General features: G+C 52.9%; 17 protein-coding genes. 8 read left to right on the top strand and 9 right to left on the bottom strand.

From position 1 onward, the window contains the following. The first annotated feature begins 72 nt into the window (after positions 1-72). Positions 73-1,452, top strand: a complete 1,380-nt coding sequence (locus Q8A57_RS10785) for an FAD-binding oxidoreductase (RefSeq protein WP_305171119.1) — start codon at positions 73-75, stop codon at positions 1,450-1,452. A gap of 117 nt (positions 1,453-1,569) precedes the next feature. Here Q8A57_RS10785 and mce read toward each other — a convergent pair whose 3' ends face one another. From mce to scpA, 5 genes are all read right to left on the bottom strand, one after another. After that, positions 1,570-1,974, bottom strand: a complete 405-nt coding sequence (mce, locus tag Q8A57_RS10780) for a methylmalonyl-CoA epimerase (protein WP_305171118.1) — start codon at positions 1,972-1,974, stop codon at positions 1,570-1,572. A 35-nt stretch (positions 1,975-2,009) separates the two neighbouring features. Beyond that, positions 2,010-2,981: a methylmalonyl Co-A mutase-associated GTPase MeaB gene (gene meaB / locus Q8A57_RS10775; RefSeq protein WP_305171117.1), complete on the bottom strand. Its 972-nt coding sequence runs from the start codon at positions 2,979-2,981 to the stop codon at positions 2,010-2,012. Between the two features lie 87 nt (positions 2,982-3,068). Then, positions 3,069-5,057 carry an acetyl-CoA carboxylase biotin carboxylase subunit gene (locus Q8A57_RS10770; protein ID WP_305171116.1) on the bottom strand — a complete coding sequence of 663 codons (1,989 nt, stop codon included), beginning with the start codon at positions 5,055-5,057 and terminating at the stop codon, positions 3,069-3,071. 62 nt (positions 5,058-5,119) lie between these two features. Then, positions 5,120-6,652, bottom strand: a complete 1,533-nt coding sequence (locus tag Q8A57_RS10765; protein WP_305171115.1) for an acyl-CoA carboxylase subunit beta — start codon at positions 6,650-6,652, stop codon at positions 5,120-5,122. Positions 6,653-6,765: 113 nt separating this feature from the next. Next, on the bottom strand, positions 6,766-8,907 hold the full coding sequence (gene scpA / locus Q8A57_RS10760; RefSeq protein ID WP_305171114.1) for a methylmalonyl-CoA mutase: 2,142 nt from the start codon (positions 8,905-8,907) through the stop codon (positions 6,766-6,768). 385 nt (positions 8,908-9,292) lie between these two features. Between scpA and Q8A57_RS10755 the strand changes: the two genes are divergently transcribed. Beyond that, on the top strand, positions 9,293-10,225 hold the full coding sequence (locus Q8A57_RS10755; protein ID WP_305171113.1) for an AraC family transcriptional regulator: 933 nt from the start codon (positions 9,293-9,295) through the stop codon (positions 10,223-10,225). Between the two features lie 3 nt (positions 10,226-10,228). Here the strand turns inward: Q8A57_RS10755 and Q8A57_RS10750 are convergent, their stop codons facing one another. Both Q8A57_RS10750 and Q8A57_RS11150 read right to left on the bottom strand, forming a co-directional pair. Beyond that, positions 10,229-11,053, bottom strand: coding sequence for an SDR family NAD(P)-dependent oxidoreductase (locus Q8A57_RS10750; protein WP_305171112.1), 825 nt, complete (start codon positions 11,051-11,053; stop codon positions 10,229-10,231). A 150-nt stretch (positions 11,054-11,203) separates the two neighbouring features. Then, complete coding sequence (locus Q8A57_RS11150; RefSeq protein WP_369427814.1) at positions 11,204-11,443, bottom strand: YdaS family helix-turn-helix protein; 240 nt, start codon at positions 11,441-11,443, stop codon at positions 11,204-11,206. A 111-nt stretch (positions 11,444-11,554) separates the two neighbouring features. Here Q8A57_RS11150 and Q8A57_RS10745 point away from each other — a divergent pair, with 111 nt between their 5' ends. The 6 genes from Q8A57_RS10745 to Q8A57_RS10720 all read left to right on the top strand — a co-directional run bounded on the left by Q8A57_RS10745 (position 11,555) and on the right by Q8A57_RS10720 (position 17,421). Next, on the top strand, positions 11,555-11,866 hold the full coding sequence (locus tag Q8A57_RS10745; RefSeq protein WP_305171111.1) for a helix-turn-helix domain-containing protein: 312 nt from the start codon (positions 11,555-11,557) through the stop codon (positions 11,864-11,866). Positions 11,867-12,138: 272 nt separating this feature from the next. Continuing rightward, positions 12,139-13,602 carry an NAD-dependent succinate-semialdehyde dehydrogenase gene (locus tag Q8A57_RS10740; protein ID WP_305171110.1) on the top strand — a complete coding sequence of 488 codons (1,464 nt, stop codon included), beginning with the start codon at positions 12,139-12,141 and terminating at the stop codon, positions 13,600-13,602. Between the two features lie 49 nt (positions 13,603-13,651). Continuing rightward, positions 13,652-14,428 carry an alpha/beta fold hydrolase gene (locus tag Q8A57_RS10735; RefSeq protein ID WP_305171109.1) on the top strand — a complete coding sequence of 259 codons (777 nt, stop codon included), beginning with the start codon at positions 13,652-13,654 and terminating at the stop codon, positions 14,426-14,428. A 795-nt stretch (positions 14,429-15,223) separates the two neighbouring features. Continuing rightward, positions 15,224-15,820: a hypothetical protein gene (locus Q8A57_RS10730; protein WP_305171108.1), complete on the top strand. Its 597-nt coding sequence runs from the start codon at positions 15,224-15,226 to the stop codon at positions 15,818-15,820. Between the two features lie 60 nt (positions 15,821-15,880). Further along, positions 15,881-16,297 (top strand): VOC family protein, encoded by a 417-nt coding sequence (locus tag Q8A57_RS10725; RefSeq protein ID WP_305171107.1) that lies wholly within the window; start codon positions 15,881-15,883, stop codon positions 16,295-16,297. 290 nt (positions 16,298-16,587) lie between these two features. Next, entirely contained in the window at positions 16,588-17,421 is an 834-nt protein-coding gene (locus Q8A57_RS10720; RefSeq protein ID WP_305171106.1) for a 23S rRNA (adenine(2030)-N(6))-methyltransferase RlmJ, read from the top strand. 21 nt (positions 17,422-17,442) lie between these two features. On the opposite strand, the gene nhaA is transcribed toward Q8A57_RS10720, so the two are convergent. Together nhaA and Q8A57_RS10710 are read right to left on the bottom strand one after the other, a co-directional pair. After that, positions 17,443-18,648, bottom strand: a complete 1,206-nt coding sequence (gene nhaA, locus Q8A57_RS10715; RefSeq protein WP_305171164.1) for a Na+/H+ antiporter NhaA — start codon at positions 18,646-18,648, stop codon at positions 17,443-17,445. Positions 18,649-18,747: 99 nt separating this feature from the next. After that, positions 18,748-19,302: a lipocalin family protein gene (locus Q8A57_RS10710; RefSeq protein WP_305171105.1), complete on the bottom strand. Its 555-nt coding sequence runs from the start codon at positions 19,300-19,302 to the stop codon at positions 18,748-18,750. Positions 19,303-19,737 lie beyond the last annotated feature (435 nt).

Raw genomic sequence — 19,737 nt, 5'->3', positions numbered from 1 at the left:
AAAGGCAAGCCGCGTACACCATACTGGCTGACCAAAACAATAAAAAACCACATCTGTAACAGGCATCAGGATATGTCACCCGACTTACTGCAACAGTTATATCAATTGCTTGGCCCCAAGGGAGTCGTGACAGAGGGTATTGAGCAGCGAACCACCGATGGCTGGGGAAATAATGATTGTCTGGCTAGCGTCATTTTGCGCCCAACCACTACCCAGCAAGTCAGCGATATTATGAGGCTCTGCAGCGCTGAGGGACAAAAGGTCGTCACTCAAGGCGGTTGCACCAATATGACCCATGCCTGCGATACCAGTCGTGATGAACTGGTGATATCGATGGAACGGATGACGGTCATCGAATCGGTGGATAACAGTAACCGCACCATGACTGTTCAGTCCGGAGTGCCATTGCAACACATTCAGGAACGCGCCGAGTCGGAGGGACTATTCTTTGCGCTGGACCTTGGTGCCAGAGGTAGCGCCACGATTGGTGGAAACATTGCCACCAATGCCGGTGGTAATCAGGTTATTCGTTACGGGATGGCTCGCGAGCAAGTATTAGGACTTGAGGTCGTGCTGGCGGACGGGCGCATACTGAGCAGTATGAACCAGATGCTGAAAAACAATGCAGGGTATGATCTCAAACATCTGTTCATCGGCAGCGAGGGCACGCTGGGGATTGTCACCCGTGCGGTACTGCGCTTGAGGTCCAGGCTTCCCGTCGCCACCACGGCCCTGGTAGCGACAGACCAGTTCTCAAAAATGCCGAGATTGTTGAATCATATGGAAAGTGCCCTGGGGGGAAAACTCGGGGCATTTGAAACCCTGTGGCAGAGCTATTACCGCATAGCCTATGGAGGTGAACAACAAACTTCACCGCCGCTGCCAGTGGATTATCCCTTTTACATACTGCTTGAAAGTACCGGCATCGACGCACAGCAGGACCGTGAGCAATTTCTGGCAGCACTGGAAACAGCCATGGAGCAGGAACTGATCTGTGATGCGGTACTGGCGGAAAGCCAGCATCAGCAACAGGGGCTGTGGGCCGTGCGCGATAACATTCCCTCCCTACAACCTTACCAGCCGATAATCCTGTTCGACATCAGCCTGCCCTTGAGTGAGATGGAAAATTACCTGGAAGAAATGGAAGCAAATATCCGTGAAATAGACAGCTCCCTGTTTATCGCCACCCTGGGACACTTAGGGGACGGGAACCTGCATGTAGCCGTGCAACTGGGCAACGATCAGCCGGAACGCCGTAAAGCCGTGGAATTGGCTGTATACGGCCCATTGCAGCAACGTGGTGGATCAATATCGGGAGAGCACGGTATCGGGCTGGAAAAGAAGCCCTACTTGCACCTGTGCCGCAGTGAGGTGGAAATCCAACTGATGGAGCAGTTGAAGAAGCTGCTTGACCCACAATGCCTGCTTAACTGCGGCAAGGTGATCGAATAAAACAAACAGCCTACTGAAAAATGTTTTCGGGGCCGACTATATCAGTCATCACCAGACAAAAAAGGGAGGGTAACTACAAAACGGTTCAATCTCTCTGGCAAGGCTTGATCACTCTTGTTAAACCTGCTCGATTTCCACCAATGTCCCACAAAAATCCTTGGGGTGCAGGAACAGCACGGGTTTTCCATGGGCGCCGATCTTTGGCTCACCATTGCCCAACACACGGGCACCGCTGGCAACCAATTTATCCCTGGCAGCGAGAATATCATCCACTTCATAGCAGATATGGTGCATGCCACCATCCGCATTCTTTTCCAGGAATTTAGCCACTGGTGAGTTTTCGCCGATGGGCAGCAACAGTTCAACCTTGGTATTGGGCAGCTCCACAAACACAACCCTGACACCGTGTTCGGGCAAATCCGTGGCGTCCGATACTTTGGCGCCCAGGGCATCCCGATAAGTGGCAACCGCCTTATCCAGGTCGGGTACCACAATGGCAACGTGATTCAGCTTTCCAATCATCGACTCATTCTCCTGCTTATTACCCAGCGTCCGTCTCAGTGACGAAACGCATCAATTAATTTTTTCGCGGCAACCGTGGCCGGCAGTTTTCCATTTGTCACGTCCTGCTCCAGCGTGTGGACCAGCGCCTTCACCGAATCGCTTTCCTTTAACTCCGTGAGCAGGCTGTCCGCAGTTTCACTCCACATCCAGGCCCTTGCCTGTGCCGCGCGGCGGGCATCGATCTCATCGGCTTCGCTCAACGCCTTCCGGTAACTTTCCACGGTTTCCCAGACTTCGTTGACGCCCTGCCCCTTGAGGGCGGAGAGCGGTTGCACCTGTACCTGCCAATGCCTGCTGCGAGGATGCAAAAAGTGCACAGCCATACGGTAATCCGCCACGGTGCGATTGGCCGCAGCCTGTTGATCGCCGTCGGCCTTGTTGACCAGAATCAGGTCGGCAAGCTCCATGATGCCGCGTTTGATACCCTGCAACTCATCGCCACCTCCTGGCAACAGCAGTAACAGGAACATATCGGTCATCTGAGCCACGGCAGTCTCTGACTGCCCTACACCCACGGTTTCCACAATGATCACATCAAAGCCGGCCGCTTCGCATAACAGCAAGGTTTCACGGGTGCGGCGAGTAACGCCGCCCAATGTCTCCCCTGCGGGTGAGGGCCGAATAAAGGCATCTACATTGCGTGACAGGGTTTCCATGCGGGTCTTGTCACCCAAAATGGAGCCGCCACTGAGAGCGGACGTAGGATCGACCGCCAGCACGGCAACCCGGTGCCCCTGCTCGATAACATAATTCCCAAAGGATTCGATAAAGGTGGATTTGCCCACGCCGGGAACACCGGAGATACCCAACCGGATGGAGTTGCCGGTATAGGGCATCAACAGTTCCAGCAGGCTGGCAGCCTGCTCCCGGTGATCAGCTCGGGTCGATTCCACCAGGGTAATACCCTTGGCCAGAGCTCGACGATCACCTTGCCGAATTTTTTCAGCGAGTACTTCCGGGGTCATCTGCAAACGGTGTCTCCGACATTCCGGTTATGGCAGTGGCCATTGTAACTGTCGAGAAACCACTGCCAACCTCAGAAACACTCCAGTCTATTCAAATTCGACGATGGGTTGATCCACCATCAGGCTATCACCCGCTTCGGCAGTCACGGCTTTGACCACACCATCAGAAATGGCGCGCAGACTGTTCTCCATCTTCATGGCTTCGATCACAGCCAGCTCTTCACCGGCCTTAACTTCGTCACCCACTTTGACATTCAGTTTCACCAGCAGGCCAGGCATCGGCGAAATCAGGAACTTGGACAGGTCCGGTGGCTCTTTGATTGGCATGTGCTGGCTCAGTTCAGCCGTCTGTGGTGTGACCACGTAGACTTCTTTTTCAGCACCGCGATGGAACATCTTGAACAACCAGCCATCTCGATCTACCTGGATACAGACCGGCTTGCCGTTAATAGTGGCCTTAAACAGCGGTTCTCCGAGTTTCCAGTCGGTATCCACCAGATATTCCTTACCCTCCGTCCGGGCGATCACAGGAGTAACCGTAGTATCGACGGATACGCTGAAATTGGCCTCGCCGTTATCAGTCATCACGATCCAGTCATTGGAAGGACGGTATTCATGGCTGGGCAGCTGGCCGGAAATATTGGCGCAACGATCACGGAATTTCTTGTTAATCACGGCAGCGGCGATCACGCAAATAGCGGGATCATCCTGGGGCACCAGGTCGGGACTGAAACCGTCCGGATACTCCTCGGCAATAAAATTAGTCGTCAGCTTTCCGGCGACAAAGCGCGGATGCATCATCAACGCATTCAGGAAACTAATGTTGTGGCTGACGCCGCGTATGTAATAGGCATCCAGGGCATCCACCATACGCCCAGTGGCTTCTTCACGGTCTTTACCGTAGGTGATCAGCTTGGCGATCATGGGATCGTAGAACATGGACACTTCGCCACCTTCGTAAACACCGGTATCCACACGAACTCCCTCACCAGTGGGCGGGCTGTAACGCACCAGACGACCAATGGATGGCATGAAGTTGCGGAAGGGATCTTCGGCATAAACGCGGGTCTCAATGGCCCAGCCATTGAGTTTGACTTCGTCCTGAGTCAGCGGCAGCTTTTCCCCAGCGGCAACACGAATCATCAACTCCACCAGATCCTGGCCAGTCACCAATTCAGTGACCGGATGCTCCACCTGTAGGCGGGTATTCATTTCCAGGAAGTAGAAATTCATGTTGGCGTCGGCAATGAATTCCACTGTGCCCGCCGATTTGTAGTCCACAGCCTTGGCCAGGGCAATCGCCTGCTCGCCCATGGCCTTGCGCACTTCCGGGGTCAGGAAGGGCGATGGTGCCTCTTCAATCACTTTCTGGTGACGGCGCTGAATGGAACATTCACGCTCACCCAGGTAAATGGCGTTGCCATGGCTATCCGCCATCACCTGAATTTCAATGTGGCGCGGCTCCTGGATAAATTTCTCAATGAACACGCGGTCATCACCAAAGCTGGAACGGGCTTCATTGGTGGCGCGCTCGAAACCGTCGCGACATTCCTCTTCGTTCCAGGCGACCCGCATACCTTTACCACCACCGCCGGCAGAGGCTTTCAGCATCACCGGGTAGCCAATGCCGTTAGAAATTTCCACGGCGTGCTCGGCATCTTTGACCACGTCGGTATAACCGGGAATGGTATTCACACCCGCTTTTTCAGCGATCAGTTTGGAGGTGATCTTGTCACCCATGGATTCGATCGCCACAACACCGGGGCCAATGAACGCGATACCGGCCGCGTCCAGGGCTTCACAGAAGGTTTTGTTTTCTGACAGGAAACCATAGCCTGGGTGCACGGCATCAGCACCAGTCTGCTTGCAGGCATCGATAATCTTGTCGATCACCAGATAACTCTCTGCCGAAGCAGAGGGCCCGATGTGAACGGCTTCATCCGCCATGGTGACGTGCAAGGCATCACGGTCGGCATCGGAAAAGACAGCCACCGTGCCAATACCCATGGCCTTGGCGGTACGGAATACTCGACAGGCGATCTCGCCCCGGTTTGCTACAAGAATCTTCTTAAACATAATCTGATCTTCTTCTTGAAATTCTGTTATCCAATGTGTGCAGTCAATTCAACATCCGCCTGTTACAGGGGAATGTTGCCGTGCTTGCGCCAGGGATTTTCGAGTTTCTTTTCACGCAGCATCGACAGTGAACGCGCCACCCGCTTGCGCGTGTGGTGCGGCATGATGACATCGTCGATAAAGCCGCGTTTGCCTGCGATAAAGGGGTTGGCAAACTTTTCACGATATTCCAGTTCGCGGGCGGCAATTTTCTCGGGATCGCCAATATCCTTGCGGAAAATAATTTCTACCGCGCCCTTCGGCCCCATCACCGCGATCTCCGCCGTTGGCCAGGCGAAATTCACATCGCCGCGCAGGTGCTTGGAAGACATCACGTCATAGGCACCGCCATAGGCCTTGCGGGTAATGACCGTGACTTTCGGCACAGTACATTCCGCATAGGCGTAGAGCAGTTTGGCGCCGTGTTTGATGATGCCACCGTATTCCTGACTGGTGCCTGGCATAAAGCCGGGTACATCCACAAAGGTCAGCACGGGAATATTGAAGGCATCACAGAAACGGATGAAGCGAGCACCTTTCTTGGAAGCATCGATATCAAGACAGCCCGCCATCACCATCGGCTGGTTGGCGACAACACCAACGGTAGAGCCTTCAACACGGATAAAACCAATCACCAGGTTGGCGGCGTAGTCCGGTTGCAGTTCGAAGAAATCGCCCTCGTCCGCGACCTTCACGATTAATTCCTTCATGTCGTAGGGCTTGTTCGGGTCATCGGGGATCAGCGTGTCCAGAGACATCTCAGCCCGATCCGCCGGATCTTCGGTAGGCCAGACAGGTGGCTTTTCCTTGTTGTTGGCAGGAAGGAAACTGATGAAACGGCGCAGCTTTACCAGCGCCTCCACATCGTTTTCAAAGGCCAGGTCCGCCACACCAGATTTGCTGGAGTGGGTCACCGCACCACCTAGCTGCTCGGCAGTAACCGTTTCATGGGTCACGGTCTTCACCACTTCCGGGCCGGTAACAAACATGTAGGAGCTGTCTTTTACCATAAAGATGAAGTCGGTGATCGCGGGCGAATACACGGCACCACCGGCACAGGGACCCATGATCATGGAAATTTGTGGCACCACGCCGGAAGCCATTACATTGCGCTGGAACACATCCGCATAACCGCCCAGGGAGGCGACACCTTCCTGAATACGTGCACCCCCGGAGTCATTCAGTCCGATAACGGGCGCACCGACCTTCATGGCCTGATCCATCAGCTTGCAGATTTTTTCCGCGTGGGTTTCAGACAGCGAGCCACCGAACACGGTAAAGTCCTGGCTGAAGACAAACACCAGACGACCGTTGATGGTGCCGTAACCGATCACAACACCATCACCCGGAGTGTGCTCTTTTTCCATGCCGAAGTCGGTGCAACGGTGTTCGACAAACATGTCCCACTCTTCAAAAGAACCGGGGTCCAGTAACAAATCAATACGCTCGCGCGCTGTCAGCTTGCCCTTGGCGTGCTGGGCGTCAATACGCTTCTGGCCACCACCCATGCGGGCCTTTTCACGCTTTTCATCCAGTTGCTCGATAATTTCGTGCATGGTGCTCTCCTGTTTCTAAACCGCCAGTGTGGATGGACTGGCCGTGTCTGAATCTTTTTTCGTTGTTTCAGGCAACACCGCCCGGATCGGATAGTGTTGCCTGGCAAATAGAATTAGTGCTGGCTAAGCAGGTCTATGACTTCCGCAGCCGCCTTGGGAATATTGGTGCCGGGCCCATAAACAGCCGCCACTCCAGCGTCATACAGCGCCTGATAGTCCTGCGGTGGAATCACGCCACCACACACCACCTTGATCTCACTGGCACCCTGCTCTTTGAGCGCGGCGATCAGTTGAGGCACAAGCGTCTTGTGTCCGGCAGCCTGAGAAGACACACCAACCACGTGAACATCGTTCTCCACCGCCATGCGGGCGGCTTCTTCCGGCGTCTGGAACATGGGGCTGATATCCACATCAAAACCGATATCGGCAAAGGCTGTGGCAATGACTTTTGCACCGCGGTCATGGCCATCCTGGCCCATCTTTGCCACCAGCATGCGCGGACGACGACCCGCTTCGCTGGCAAACTCTGCGACGCTGGCCTGAATGGCCGCAAAATCTTCATCGCCTTCGTAAGCAGAACCGTAAACACCGCTGATGGTGCGTGTTTCTGCTTGATGACGACCCCAGATTTTTTCCAGCGCCATGGAAATTTCACCTACGGTTGCGCGGGCGCGTGCAGCGTCCACAGCTAGTGCCAGCAGGTTACCCTCTCCGGATTCTGCGGCTGCTGTCAGTGCATCCAGTGCTTTATCGCAAGCTGCGCTATCACGCTGGGCACGGATTTTTTCCAGCCGTGCCACCTGGGATTCGCGAACTGCCGTGTTATCGATATCGAGAATATCTACGGGGGGCTCTTCCGCCAGCTGGTATTTGTTGACGCCAACAATAACTTCTTCACCGCGGTCGATACGGGCCTGGCGCAATGCCGCCGCCTGTTCGATACGCAGTTTCGGCATACCAGACTCAACGGCTTTGGTCATACCGCCCATTTCCTCAACTTCATCAATGAGTTTACGGGCTTCCTTGACCAGCTGATCAGTCAGGCTTTCCACATAGTAGGAACCGGCCAGCGGGTCCACCACGTTGGTAATACCGGTTTCTTCCTGAATCACCAACTGGGTGTTACGGGCGATCCTGGCAGAGAAGTCGGTGGGCAGAGCCAGCGCCTCATCCAGGGCATTGGTGTGCAGTGACTGGGTACCACCCAGCACCGCAGACATCGCCTCAATGGTGGTACGCATGACGTTGTTGTAGGGGTCTTTACTGGTCAGGCTGACACCGGAGGTCTGGCAGTGGGTACGCAGCATCAGTGAGCGCTGATCCTTGGGCGCAAACTTCTCTTCCATAAGAGTCGACCACAGGATACGAGCCGCACGCAATTTGGCGATCTCCATAAAGAAGTTCATGCCAATGGCAAAGAAGAACGACAGTCGCGGTGCAAATTTATCGACATCCAGACCGCTGGCAATGGCGGTACGAACGTATTCAATGCCGTCGGCAATGGTGTAAGCCAATTCCTGAACATTAGTCGCACCGGCTTCCTGCATGTGGTAACCGGAAATGGAAATGGAGTTGAACTTGGGCATATTTTCCGCGGTGTAGCCGATGATGTCGGCAACAATGCGCATGGAGGGCGCAGGCGGATAAATATAGGTATTGCGGACCATGAATTCCTTGAGAATGTCATTCTGCAGGGTGCCCGCCAATTTGTCCGGGGTAACCCCTTGTTCTTCCGCAGCAACAATGTAATTGGCCATCACCGGCAGCACCGCGCCGTTCATGGTCATGGAAACGGATACCTTGTCGAGGGGTATGCCGTCAAAAAGGATTTTCATATCTTCGACGGAATCAATAGCCACACCGGCTTTACCGACATCGCCGACTACGCGCTCATGGTCAGAGTCGTAACCACGGTGGGTCGCCAGGTCAAAGGCAACAGACAGCCCCTGTTGTCCAGCCGCCAGGTTGCGACGATAAAAGGCATTGGAAGCTTCCGCTGTGGAAAAACCGGCGTACTGGCGCACCGTCCAGGGACGCCCTGCATACATGGTTGCCTTGGGTCCTCGCTTGAAGGGGGCAAAACCAGGGAGATTGTCCTGGTAATCCAGATCAGCGACGTCTTCCGCTGTGTAGATTGGCTTGACGGCAATGCCCTCTGGGGTCTGCCACACCATATCTTCCGGCGACTTGCCTTTGGTTTCTTTACTGGCCAGATTGGCCCAGTCGCTTAAAGATGGTTTTGAATGATCGGTCATGGAAAGCTGCCTCAAGTAAACTCAACCCAGCGCTACCTTATCTACCTTAATAAGGGTGGCTGCTTTTTTCGATATAGTTGGGTATAGCTGAATTTCCCGCCAGGCACCACAAATGGGCTCTGACTGCCACCAAAATGCGCTTTTTAGCCGAGCGCTATTAAGGTGGGAGTGCACTATGACGGAGCATACAGGTTGAAACAAGGGCAAAATAATTCGGCAAAACTCACAAAATATTTCATTATTTCTGAATAAAAACAGATATTTTTGCTACCCTATACCCCAAACTCACCATACATAGCAGAGACTCGTCATCGCTACCATTTCACACCATCATGTTGCATCCAGTCTGCTCGGCATCCAGCGCAAGCAACAAGACCACCACGTATTGCTGGCCAGAGCCGGCATTAACCCGGCCATCGTTGAAGGCTCCACAGATCGCGTACACACCGACCAGGTCGCCCGTCTGTTCCGCTTGGTGCAGCAGCAACTTAACGACGAGTTCATGGGCTTCACTGCCCGCCCCTGTAAATACGGTGTTTTTGCCATGGTCTGCGACCTGGTCAGGCACTGCAAAACCCTGGGTGAAATGCTGGAAAAGGTGGTGGAGTTCTACAACCTGATCACTGATGAAATCCACATGCAGCTGGATTACACAGACACCAGTGTCTGCCTGAATATTGCCCTGAGGCAGCCGACGCTGGACAGCGACCATTTTCTCACCGAGTTTCTGCTGGTTATCTGGCACCGCTTCCCGAGCTGGTATATCGGTGAGGCGATCCGGCTTCGGGAAACCCGCTTTATCCATGCAGCACCGGAACACCGCAACGAACTGCGCATCATGTTTCCCGGCAACGTACTGTTTAACCAACCCGGCAATGGTTTGCTGTTTGACCAGCAGTACCTGGACAAACCCCTGGTAAGAACCAACCGCGAACTGGAAACGTTTCTGGCCAACAATCCTGCCGACATCATGACCATCCCCGGCGAAGACAACAGCCTGGAAGCCCAGATTGAACGGATGCTGTTACGCTTTAATCACTCACGTCTTGTTTTTCCCAAAACGGAAGAACTGGCACAACAGATGGGCGTACTGCCGCTGACCCTTTATCGCCGCTTACAGCGGGAAGGCACCAGCTACCAGAAAATCAAGGACAATATTCGGCGCGAGGTGGCCATCGACAAGCTGGTCAATGACAACCTCTCTGTGGATGAAGTATCGGATATTGTCGGCTTTGAAGAACCGCGCTCATTTACCCGGGCCTTTAAGCAGTGGACGGGGTTATCCCCAAGAAATTATTGCAAATACCACCGGGGCTGATAACTACAGCTCAAGCCCGCCACCAACAACGATCGTCTGCCCACTGATGTAGTTGGATTCCGGCAGGCAAAAAAGAAATACGGCATCGGCGGCTTCTTTGGGTGTTCCGGGGCGGCCCAGAGGAATCAGATCTGTCATCAGGTCGCGGATCTGGTCACTGACCCCGACCCGAATGTCCTTGCCCTCAATATTGATGGTTGGCTCATCACTGGCAGCGCCTGTGAGACGTGTCTGAATAAAGCCGAAAGCCACGGTATTAACATTCACCTTGAAGCGGCCCCATTCCTTACAGAGGGTTTTAGTCATGCCAACCACTCCAGCCTTGGCCGCCGAGTAGGCCAGTTGCCCGGCATTACCGCCCAATCCCGACACCGAAGAAATGTTGACCACCTTGCGGAATACCTCGCGCCCGGCCTCTGATTCAAGCGCATGGTAGGACTTGATATAGGACTGAGCGGCTTTGAGGATACGGTAAGGGGCAGTCATGTGAACATCGATCATGGCGTACCACTGCTCGTCGTCCATTTTCTGGATCACGTTATCCCAGGTGTAACCGGCGTTATTGATGACGATATCCAGACCATCAAAAGCATCCACGGCCTGTTTGACGAACCGGGTGCCAAAATCCGGTTCGGTGACACTCCCTATCACAGTAACCACCTGACTTCCCAAAGCTTCTGCATCCGCGGTTAATTGAGCCAGCAGCTCACTGTCCAGATCATTCACCACCAGATTACAGCCCTCGGCGGCCAGCTTCAGAGCGATCTCTCGACCTATTCCTCGACCCGCGCCGGTGACCAGCGCGACTTTACCCGCCAATTTTTTCATTCGGCTATCTTCTCAACTTTATTATTTCAACATAGTGTTAAAACGGGAGAACAAAGTCTTCTCGCGCCGATTAATCATGCCCCCCGTATGGTGGAGCATCTGCACAAGCATAAAGACTTTACCCTGATTTAAAGCCTCCGCTGAGCAGTATCAGGCATCTGGGTAAAAGGCCGGACAGAGTAAGGCACAGGTTATGTGCAACCCCCGCTTCTCGCACAGTTTAACAATAAGCGGCGCATAGGCAGGTGGTATACCGCCATCTCGATTCAACCAGTTCCAAATATGTTGTTGACGAACACTTCGTCCGGTTTGTTGTGACAGGGCTCTGGCCAAAGCTGTTTGCCCACCCAATGCTTCTACAACTGATTGCAAGGCTTCTATTGGGGTCATCCATTTCACTCCCTGATCTTAGGAAAACAATAACGCGAACCAAGTCGCACTACAACTATGGTTGTCTACACATTTACAACATATGTTGTAATATTGCTCGCCATGAATGACATGGCGTATCGCATCAGAACCACCCGGCAGCAATCGGGCCTCTCTCAGGCCCAACTAGCCACCGAAACCCGCTTGACCCAGCAGATGATCTCAAAGCTGGAAAGCGGGCAATCTCGCTCTACATCCGCTATTTTTGCAATTGCCAGGGCCCTGGGCGTCTGTGCAGAATGGTTGTGGCTTGGTGGAGATAAAACCATCAGCCAACCTTTCGATCATGATCTCGCCCGCGCCTGGCAAAATCTTTCCGAGGAACAACGCGCAGAAATCAGCGACCACATCATGAGCCTTAGCACCGAGCTCCCAAGCAAGTAAAAGCCCACAACGGCCTCCAGAACGATTTATTGAGAAACCAGTTATTTTTCTTGCCTCGTTCAATTCTTAATATCGATCTTGCCAACAACGTATTTAGCCCCTTTTTATACCTACCGAATCAGAAAACGGATCACCTCGGCCAATTGCACCAGGCTATTCTTGTGCTGGGAAAAGGGCTGGCGGTTTCCCGCTCCCCTATACCCCTTGCTCACTATCCGCATTACACTTTCAGCGACTTGTCCTCTGCCTGCAGGCTCTACTAGGCTTACCCTATGACCCTAACACTGAATAATCCCGACTTACTGAGAAACCTGGCCCATATTGACGGGCAATGGGTATTCGCCAAAAGTGGCGAAACATTCCCCGTCCACAACCCCGCTGATGGCACACTAATCAGTGAAGTGGCTTACTGCGGTGCAACCGAAGCCGCACAAATGGTGGACGCCGCACATCGCGCCCAACAGCAATGGGCAAAAACCACTGCCAAGGAACGCGCCGCCTTTCTACGCGACTGGTACAACCTGCTGCTGGAAAACCGCGAAGACCTCGCCAGAATTCTCACCGCCGAACAGGGCAAACCCCTGGCGGAAGCTCGCAATGAAATTACCTACGGCGCCAATTTTCTGGAGTGGTTTGCAGAAGAGGCCAAACGCATATACGGCGATTTGATACCCGCCCCGTCCAGCGACAAACGGCTGATGGTGATCAAACAACCCGTGGGTGTGGTCGCTTGTATCACCCCGTGGAATTTCCCCAGTGCCATGTTGGCGCGCAAAGTGGCACCGGCTATTGCCGCGGGCTGTGCCGTTGTCTGCAAACCCGCCAGTGCCACCCCACTTTCGGCACTGGCATTGGTCGCACTGGCAGAACAGGCAGGCGCTCCTCCGGGACTGATTAATATTGCCGCCGGTGATACAGCCGCTATCGGCGATGAACTGACCACCAACCCGCTGGTGCGCAAAGTGACCTTTACTGGTTCCACCGAGGTGGGCAAACAGCTGATGGCGGCCTGTGCCAGCACTGTTAAACGCACCTCCATGGAACTGGGGGGCAATGCACCCTTTATTGTGTTTGATGATGCTGACCTGGATGCTGCCGTGGCCGGGGCCATGGCCTCCAAATACCGCAATGCCGGTCAGACCTGCGTCTGCGCCAACCGCATTTTGGTGCAGGCCGGGGTTTACGATGCCTTTGCCGAGAAACTTCACACCGCCGTCAAAGCACTACAGGTGGGCCCCGGCGATCAGGACGATGTCACCCTGGGACCACTGGTGGATAAAAAAGCCGCGGAAAAAGTCTGCAACCTGATCGACGATGCCGTCGCCAAAGGTGCCCAGGTAATGACCGGCGGCGGGCTGGATGCTCTGGGGGGCAGTTTTGTCCAACCCACTATCCTGACCGGCGTTAACAACAGAATGCGGGTATTTACTGAGGAAATTTTCGGGCCGGTGGCCCCGCTGTTCAAATTCAACAGCGATCAAGAAGCCGTCCAGATGGCCAACGATACCGAATTCGGCCTGGCCGCTTACTTCTACTCCCGTGATATCGGCCGTATCTGGCGGGTAGCGGAACAGCTCGAGTACGGCATTGTCGGCATTAACGAAGGCATTATTTCCAATGAAATGGCGCCCTTTGGCGGCGTCAAACACTCGGGCCAGGGGCGTGAAGGCTCCAAGTATGGCCTCGACGATTATCTGGAAATCAAATACCTCTGTGTCAGCGGTATCGACGCGTAACCGCCCCGCAACGTTATAATCATCCGCCGCACAACAAGGGGCTTTTACCGTGAAGTTGAACTACCAGATACAGGGTGCCGGAGCACCGGTAATACTGATGCACGGCATGTTCGGTTCCCTCAGCAATCTTGGGCTGGTGGGCCGGGCACTGATCGACCACTATCAAGTGATCTCCGTCGACCTGCGCAACCACGGTGAATCCCCCCATGCCATGGAAATGGATTACCCCTCCATGGCCGATGATATTGTCGAATTAATGGAAAACCTCGGCATTCCCAAAGCCCACCTGCTGGGCCATTCCATGGGTGGCAAGGTGGGTATGCAGGTGGCACTCAACCGACCCGAGAAGGTGGACAAACTGATCGTGGCCGACATCGCCCCGGTGGACTACACACCCGATCGCCACGGCGGTGTGCTGGAGGGCCTGAAAGCCCTGGCGCAGGCCCGCCCTACTTCCCGACAGCAAGCAAACGAATTGCTGGCAGAACATGTGGAAGACTCTTGGGTACGCGCCTTTCTGCTGAAAAACCTGTTGCGTGCCGACGACGGTCATTTTGATCTGCGGCTGTATCTGGAAGGTATTCTCGCCAACTACTACGACACCCTGACGCTGGCACCAACAGGCACGCCCTTCAACGGCCCCACCCTGTTTATCAAGGGTGCCGATTCCGCCTATATACAGGACAAGCACCGGGAAACAGTCATGCGACTTTTCCCCAACGCCCAACTGAAAATCATCAACAATGCCGGCCACTGGCTGCATGCGGAAAAACCCGACACCTTCAACCGCATCGTCACCCAATTTCTGGCGGGTAATCGCGACTAGGCGACACTAACCTCACAAATGTTTATAACCATTTGTGAACAATTCATCTGATTGCCGTTACCCTTTTTCAGAAGCCACAGGCTTTATAACATCGTAGAACTCAGGCCAAGCCATTGAATTTTATCAAGGGTGCGTTATATTCAATGGGCCAAAGGATTTGCCTTTCAACACAGGGAGTGGCTTGTTTTGTCTCCAATAGTATTCCCATCAAAATCCCTTACACACCGCGTGGTTAAAGGCTTTCAGCCGAACCACAGAGTTGAGCGTTCCCGTGTTATAAGGCCAACCTGTTATAAAGCCATAGGCTTTTGAATTTACTGTTAAATTTCTATGAATAAAAATCTTACGATTGCCAAGAAACTAACTTTTATCGCATTAGTTCTTTTTCTAACTTTCTATATTTGTATTGATCTAGCGACATACTTAGTTATTTATGTTCTTGAATCCTATACAGACTACGTATTCAGCGAAATAGTAATGTGCACAACTGATCTATTCATTACATTCATTCTGCTGACCGCTGGACTCACTACGTCTTATAAAATTGCCAAAGAGAATAGGCTTCTATCAACTATTTCGTTTATTTTGATTTTTGTAATTTGGCTCACGCAAGACAGGTACTTTTATGGAAACCCGTGGCCTTGGTGGTACACGCCATCTCTATATTTAGAGTTTGTTTTAATCCCTATTATTGTCTATTGGGCAAGTAAAAAATTTAACAAGCAAGTGGTGCAGGACTCCGGTGCTGTCGCACCTTCGCCTCACACTTAGGCGTTAGGCAACAAAAGGAAAATTATGGTTCGTTCAATATTCACAATATGCTTATTTTTCGTAATGGTCGGTTGCGCATCAAAGCAAAGCTTTGAACTTGCACAATATGATCGCTATCAAAACCCCCAGTATCCGTCTGTATCCTTTACTCTAAACGATGGCTATGTGGCATCTGATTCCGGATGCAACCAGCATGGTTGCTATTCCTATAGAGATAACAATGACTTTTTCCTTATATCTGCGCTAAGAAATACAGGATTATTTGAACGCGTAGATATAAATAATGCTTATTCTGAATATACCTTCGACATAAAATTTTACGACACATTTAAGGGGTCTGATGGTGCTGAGTTTTCCAAGGTAATGCTTGGTGCCGCAACTCTTTTCTTAGTGCCAACTGTCAGTGATAAAAAGGTCCACTTTTCTGTATCGCTCCGACATAAAAACGAGATCATAAAAAAATACTTATACGAAGATGAATACACAGAAACATCTTCACTCTTTATCGACCCTCAGAGCGGCAGCAAAAATGCGGTTGAATATTTCGTTTCATTGTTAATGAGAGATCTGCAAAAAGATGAAATATTTACTAGAGGGCTGCCTAACAAAGCCAGCCCGTAGGACGCAGAAAAATTACGCGACTCCCGGCGGCGTTATGCGTAAAAAGGGGCCGTTTGAACCATGAAGCCAAGAATCAGCATGATCACTCTCGGGGTTCGCGATCTGGACGCAGCGATAACTTTTTATGAGAAAGGACTGGGCTTCCCTAGAATGGATTCTCCACCCGAAGTAGCCTTTTTTACGCTGAATGGCACCTGGCTTGGTTTATATGATCGCAAAGCATTGGCAGAGGATGCCCAGGTCGCAGCAAAAGGTAATGGGTTCGAAGGCTTTTCACTGGCCCATAACGTGGCATCAGAAAATGAAGTTGATGAGGTAGTGGCACAGGCCGTGGCTGCCGGAGCAACACTGGTAAAAAAGCCTCAGAAGGTATTTTGGGGCGGCTACAGTGGTTACTTCAAGGATCTTGATGGCCATCTATGGGAAGTGGCCTATAACCCGCTGTTCTGGGTCGGCCCAAACGATGAAAGCGAATAGCAAGACTCTAATTATTGAGCCGTGACTGTTACGGGCCCCAGCCCTTCGAACTGCGCCCGGCTTGCCTGCGTGTTAGCTGTTTTTTTAAGCGACAGCCACACAAATTCCTTTTATGATTTCCGCGCTCACAGTGAAGCCGATAATCCGTCGTCCTTTCGGACCCTGATACCCCCGACTGCCCTGGAGTGCTGCTTTTTTTTGCCGCAGCCTGAACCCGGGAAAGGGGCTTCTCCTTAACCGATAGTATCCCTCGGCCTTTTGCGCCAAACGATGTTGTGTGGGTGACATCCATGTTGAGTTATCGCCACGGTTTTCATGCGGGCAATTTCGCTGATGTGCTGAAGCACATTGTACTGGTGGAATTGCTGGAATACATGACCCTCAAGGGTAAACCCTTCGAGTACATCGACACCCATGCCGGTGCGGGCATGTATCGTCTCGATACTCCGCAGGCTGGTAAGACGGCAGAATATCAGGATGGTATTGCGCGGCTCTCTGCAGAGAACTTTCCGCAGCTTCAGAAGTATCTGTCACTGGTTAGCCGGGCCAACGGTGGCAACAGCCTTAACTGCTATCCCGGCTCACCCTGGCTGGCACAACAATACCTGCGGGAAAAAGACCGCGCCTGGCTTTATGAAGCCCACCCGGCGGATTTTGCAGCCCTACAACAACTGATGGCAGCTGATCGACATGTTCGTTGCGATTCCGGCGATGGCTTTAACGGTCTGCTGGCCCACCTTCCACCCACCGCTAAACGGGGGCTGGTACTGATGGACCCGCCCTACGAAATCAAAAGTGATTACCAGAAGGTGGTGGAGTTTCTCGGCAAGGCCCACCGAAAATTTGCCAACGGTGTGTACGCCTTGTGGTACCCGGTGGTGGAACGGTCGCGGATCGAGACTCTTGAGGGGCAACTAAGTAACAGTGGCATTCGCTCCATCCAGTTATTCGAACTGGCAGTTCGGGCAGATAGCCCCGAGCGGGGCATGACCGGGTCGGGCATGATTGTGATCAACCCGCCCTGGACCCTGTTCCCCTGGATGCAGCAACTGCTGCCGGAGCTGCTCAACACCCTGGGCGAACCGGGCGGCTTTTATCGCTGTGAGCAGCTGGTGGCGGAATAATCCGTATTTAGAACAACGAAATTAAGAGGCGTTGGCTTCTAATTCGTCTGGATTGGAAGCCCGCAGCGACCGACGCAGCACCAGGTAGCCCACCACACCGGAAAGCAGGGAGCCGACAATAATCCCCAGGCGCTCGTCAAACAGCCTGTTCACAGCCGAAGGCTCAAATGCCAGGGAGCCGATAAACAGGCTCATGGTAAAGCCGATGCCACACAATGCGGCAGTGCCATACAACGCTGACCAGCTGACTTTTTCAGGCAATGCGGTAATACCCAGTTTCACCGCCAGCCAACAGAAGCCAAACACACCTATCTGCTTGCCGACGAAGAGGCCCAGGGCGATCCCCAGAGGAACCGGGTGTAGCAACTGCTCCATGCCGACGCCACTAAGGTTGAGACCGGCATTGGCAAATGCAAACACCGGCAGAACAAAAAAGGCCACCAGTGCATGCAGGTCGTGCTCCATAATTTTCAGAGGCGACACACCGGCAGGTGTCCTCAGCGGGATAAAGATGGCCATTAACACGCCGGCCAATGTGGCATGTACCCCGGACTTCAACATCGCCACCCACATAATGGTGCCAGCGGCGATATACAGGCTTTTTGACTCTACGTTAAAACGGTTTAACAGAAACAGCACCGGCAGGCACAGGCCAACCACCACCAGCGCGGTAAAGGAAATATTGTCCGTATAGAACACCGCAATAATCAGGATCGCGCCGACATCATCAAAAATGGCCAGTGAGGTGAGGAAAATCTTGATAGACACTGGCACCCGGGAGCCCAGCAGTGACAACACCCCCAGAGCAAAGGCGATATCGGTGGCTGCCGGTATGGCCCAGCCACGCAGCCCGGCCTCATCGCCCTGATTAAACAAAAGATAAATCAGTGCGGGAACCGCCATGCCACCAATCGCGCCCACACCGGGCAGCACAATGTTGCGAACCTCTGCCAGCTCTCCTTCCATAAGCTCGCGCTTGAGTTCCAGGCCCACCAGGAAGAAGAAGATGGCCATCAAACCATCGTTGACCCAAAGCAACAGGGGTTTGGAAACAAGCAGCTCGCCAACCTGCACGGCTACGGGCGTATCGAGTATCAAGTCGTAGTAGGGTTGCAGCGGCGAATTGGCGCAGATCATGGCAGCCACTGCCGCCAGGATCAGCACAATACCACCGGATGACTCCATTCTCAGAAACCGGGAGAGAACAGACTCCTCCCTATCCACCATCACTTCCTCTACATGATTACCCATCGTGCACTCCGCAATATTTCACTCACTTTATCCATTGAGCAACCACTTGTCATTGCCTAACCGGCTTGTTGAAAATCAATCAAGCTTCGGAGATGAAGGTATGGGCTGATGATCCGGGAAAATTAACTGCCCAGTATCGAACCCCAACTGTTGCGCCTTTTCTGTGAAAGTCGATAGCACACCGTCATCCACCTCGGGAGATCGCGCCAGCAGCCATAAATAATTTCGGTTGTAACCGGAGACAAAGGCGTATTGATAGTTTTCATGGTCCAGCCCAAACACCACATAAGAGCTGAAAAAGGGGCCAAAGAAAGAGACTTTGAGGTGTGCCACCTGGGGCTCATCGGTGAAATATGCCCTGCCCTCGGCAGACTTCCATTCCTGAGCATCAACATCGTAACCCCGGTTGATCACCCGTATGCCCCCGTCGTCCCTGAGGCTGTATTCAGCGGTCACGTGGGACAGCCCCCGTTCGAAGGAATGATCCAGGCGGGCTATTTCATACCACTGTCCCAGGTAGGCTTGCCGGTCAAAATTTTCCACTGGCTTGACGCCATCGGGCATACCCAGGCAACCACTCAACATCAATAACACGGGCCACCAAATTAGCCTGACTAATCGCTGCGACATTCGTCTCTCCATTATTCGTGACGGTTAGCATTGAGCAAATACAAAACTACGGCAAGTGTTTACGCGGGAACAAGCGGGCTGGTTTTCTGCCTGACCGAAAAATAGTCCTCTAGTGCATCAACACGCATCACAACCAAGGGCCACATATTTTGAAAACCCTGGCACGTCGGGAGGATGCTCTAGTTCGGTGCAAAATGTGCGGGCCAAAAAAAACGCCCCAAATTGGGGCGTTGGAAGAGTAGGTTTTCCGAAGAAAATAGTGAGAGTTGGGGCAGACAGGAGGATGGATTGCCTGTGCAGAATGAAAAATGGCGTGGTAATCAAGAAGTAAACAGCTGATAGTCCAGACCGGGAATTCTGTAGGCCTGAAACCGGCCTGCACCCACTTAGATACTGTGCAAAAAGTGTGACAAAAATGTGTAAGTGGAGAATTAT

The organism is Porticoccus litoralis, from assembly GCF_030676955.1.
Taxonomy (GTDB): Bacteria; Pseudomonadota; Gammaproteobacteria; order Pseudomonadales; family Porticoccaceae; genus Porticoccus; species Porticoccus litoralis.
The sequence above is the reverse complement of the archived record's forward strand: the minus strand, read 5'-3'. Positions and strand labels throughout refer to the sequence as shown.

Bases quoted from the DNA above. Each gene is read 5' to 3' on its own strand.
- Q8A57_RS10785 (WP_305171119.1), top strand. From the start codon at position 73: ATGTCACCCGACTTACTGCAACAGTTATATCAATTGCTTGGCCCCAAG.
- mce (WP_305171118.1), bottom strand. From the start codon at position 1,974: ATGATTGGAAAGCTGAATCACGTTGCCATTGTGGTACCCGACCTGGAT.
- meaB (WP_305171117.1), bottom strand. From the start codon at position 2,981: ATGACCCCGGAAGTACTCGCTGAAAAAATTCGGCAAGGTGATCGTCGA.
- Q8A57_RS10770 (WP_305171116.1), bottom strand. From the start codon at position 5,057: ATGTTTAAGAAGATTCTTGTAGCAAACCGGGGCGAGATCGCCTGTCGA.
- Q8A57_RS10765 (WP_305171115.1), bottom strand. From the start codon at position 6,652: ATGCACGAAATTATCGAGCAACTGGATGAAAAGCGTGAAAAGGCCCGC.
- scpA (WP_305171114.1), bottom strand. From the start codon at position 8,907: ATGACCGATCATTCAAAACCATCTTTAAGCGACTGGGCCAATCTGGCC.
- Q8A57_RS10750 (WP_305171112.1), bottom strand. From the start codon at position 11,053: ATGAAAAAATTGGCGGGTAAAGTCGCGCTGGTCACCGGCGCGGGTCGA.
- Q8A57_RS11150 (WP_369427814.1), bottom strand. From the start codon at position 11,443: ATGACCCCAATAGAAGCCTTGCAATCAGTTGTAGAAGCATTGGGTGGG.
- Q8A57_RS10745 (WP_305171111.1), top strand. From the start codon at position 11,555: ATGGCGTATCGCATCAGAACCACCCGGCAGCAATCGGGCCTCTCTCAG.
- Q8A57_RS10740 (WP_305171110.1), top strand. From the start codon at position 12,139: ATGACCCTAACACTGAATAATCCCGACTTACTGAGAAACCTGGCCCAT.
- Q8A57_RS10730 (WP_305171108.1), top strand. From the start codon at position 15,224: ATGGTTCGTTCAATATTCACAATATGCTTATTTTTCGTAATGGTCGGT.
- Q8A57_RS10725 (WP_305171107.1), top strand. From the start codon at position 15,881: ATGAAGCCAAGAATCAGCATGATCACTCTCGGGGTTCGCGATCTGGAC.
- Q8A57_RS10720 (WP_305171106.1), top strand. From the start codon at position 16,588: ATGTTGAGTTATCGCCACGGTTTTCATGCGGGCAATTTCGCTGATGTG.
- nhaA (WP_305171164.1), bottom strand. From the start codon at position 18,648: ATGGTGGATAGGGAGGAGTCTGTTCTCTCCCGGTTTCTGAGAATGGAG.
- Q8A57_RS10710 (WP_305171105.1), bottom strand. From the start codon at position 19,302: ATGTCGCAGCGATTAGTCAGGCTAATTTGGTGGCCCGTGTTATTGATG.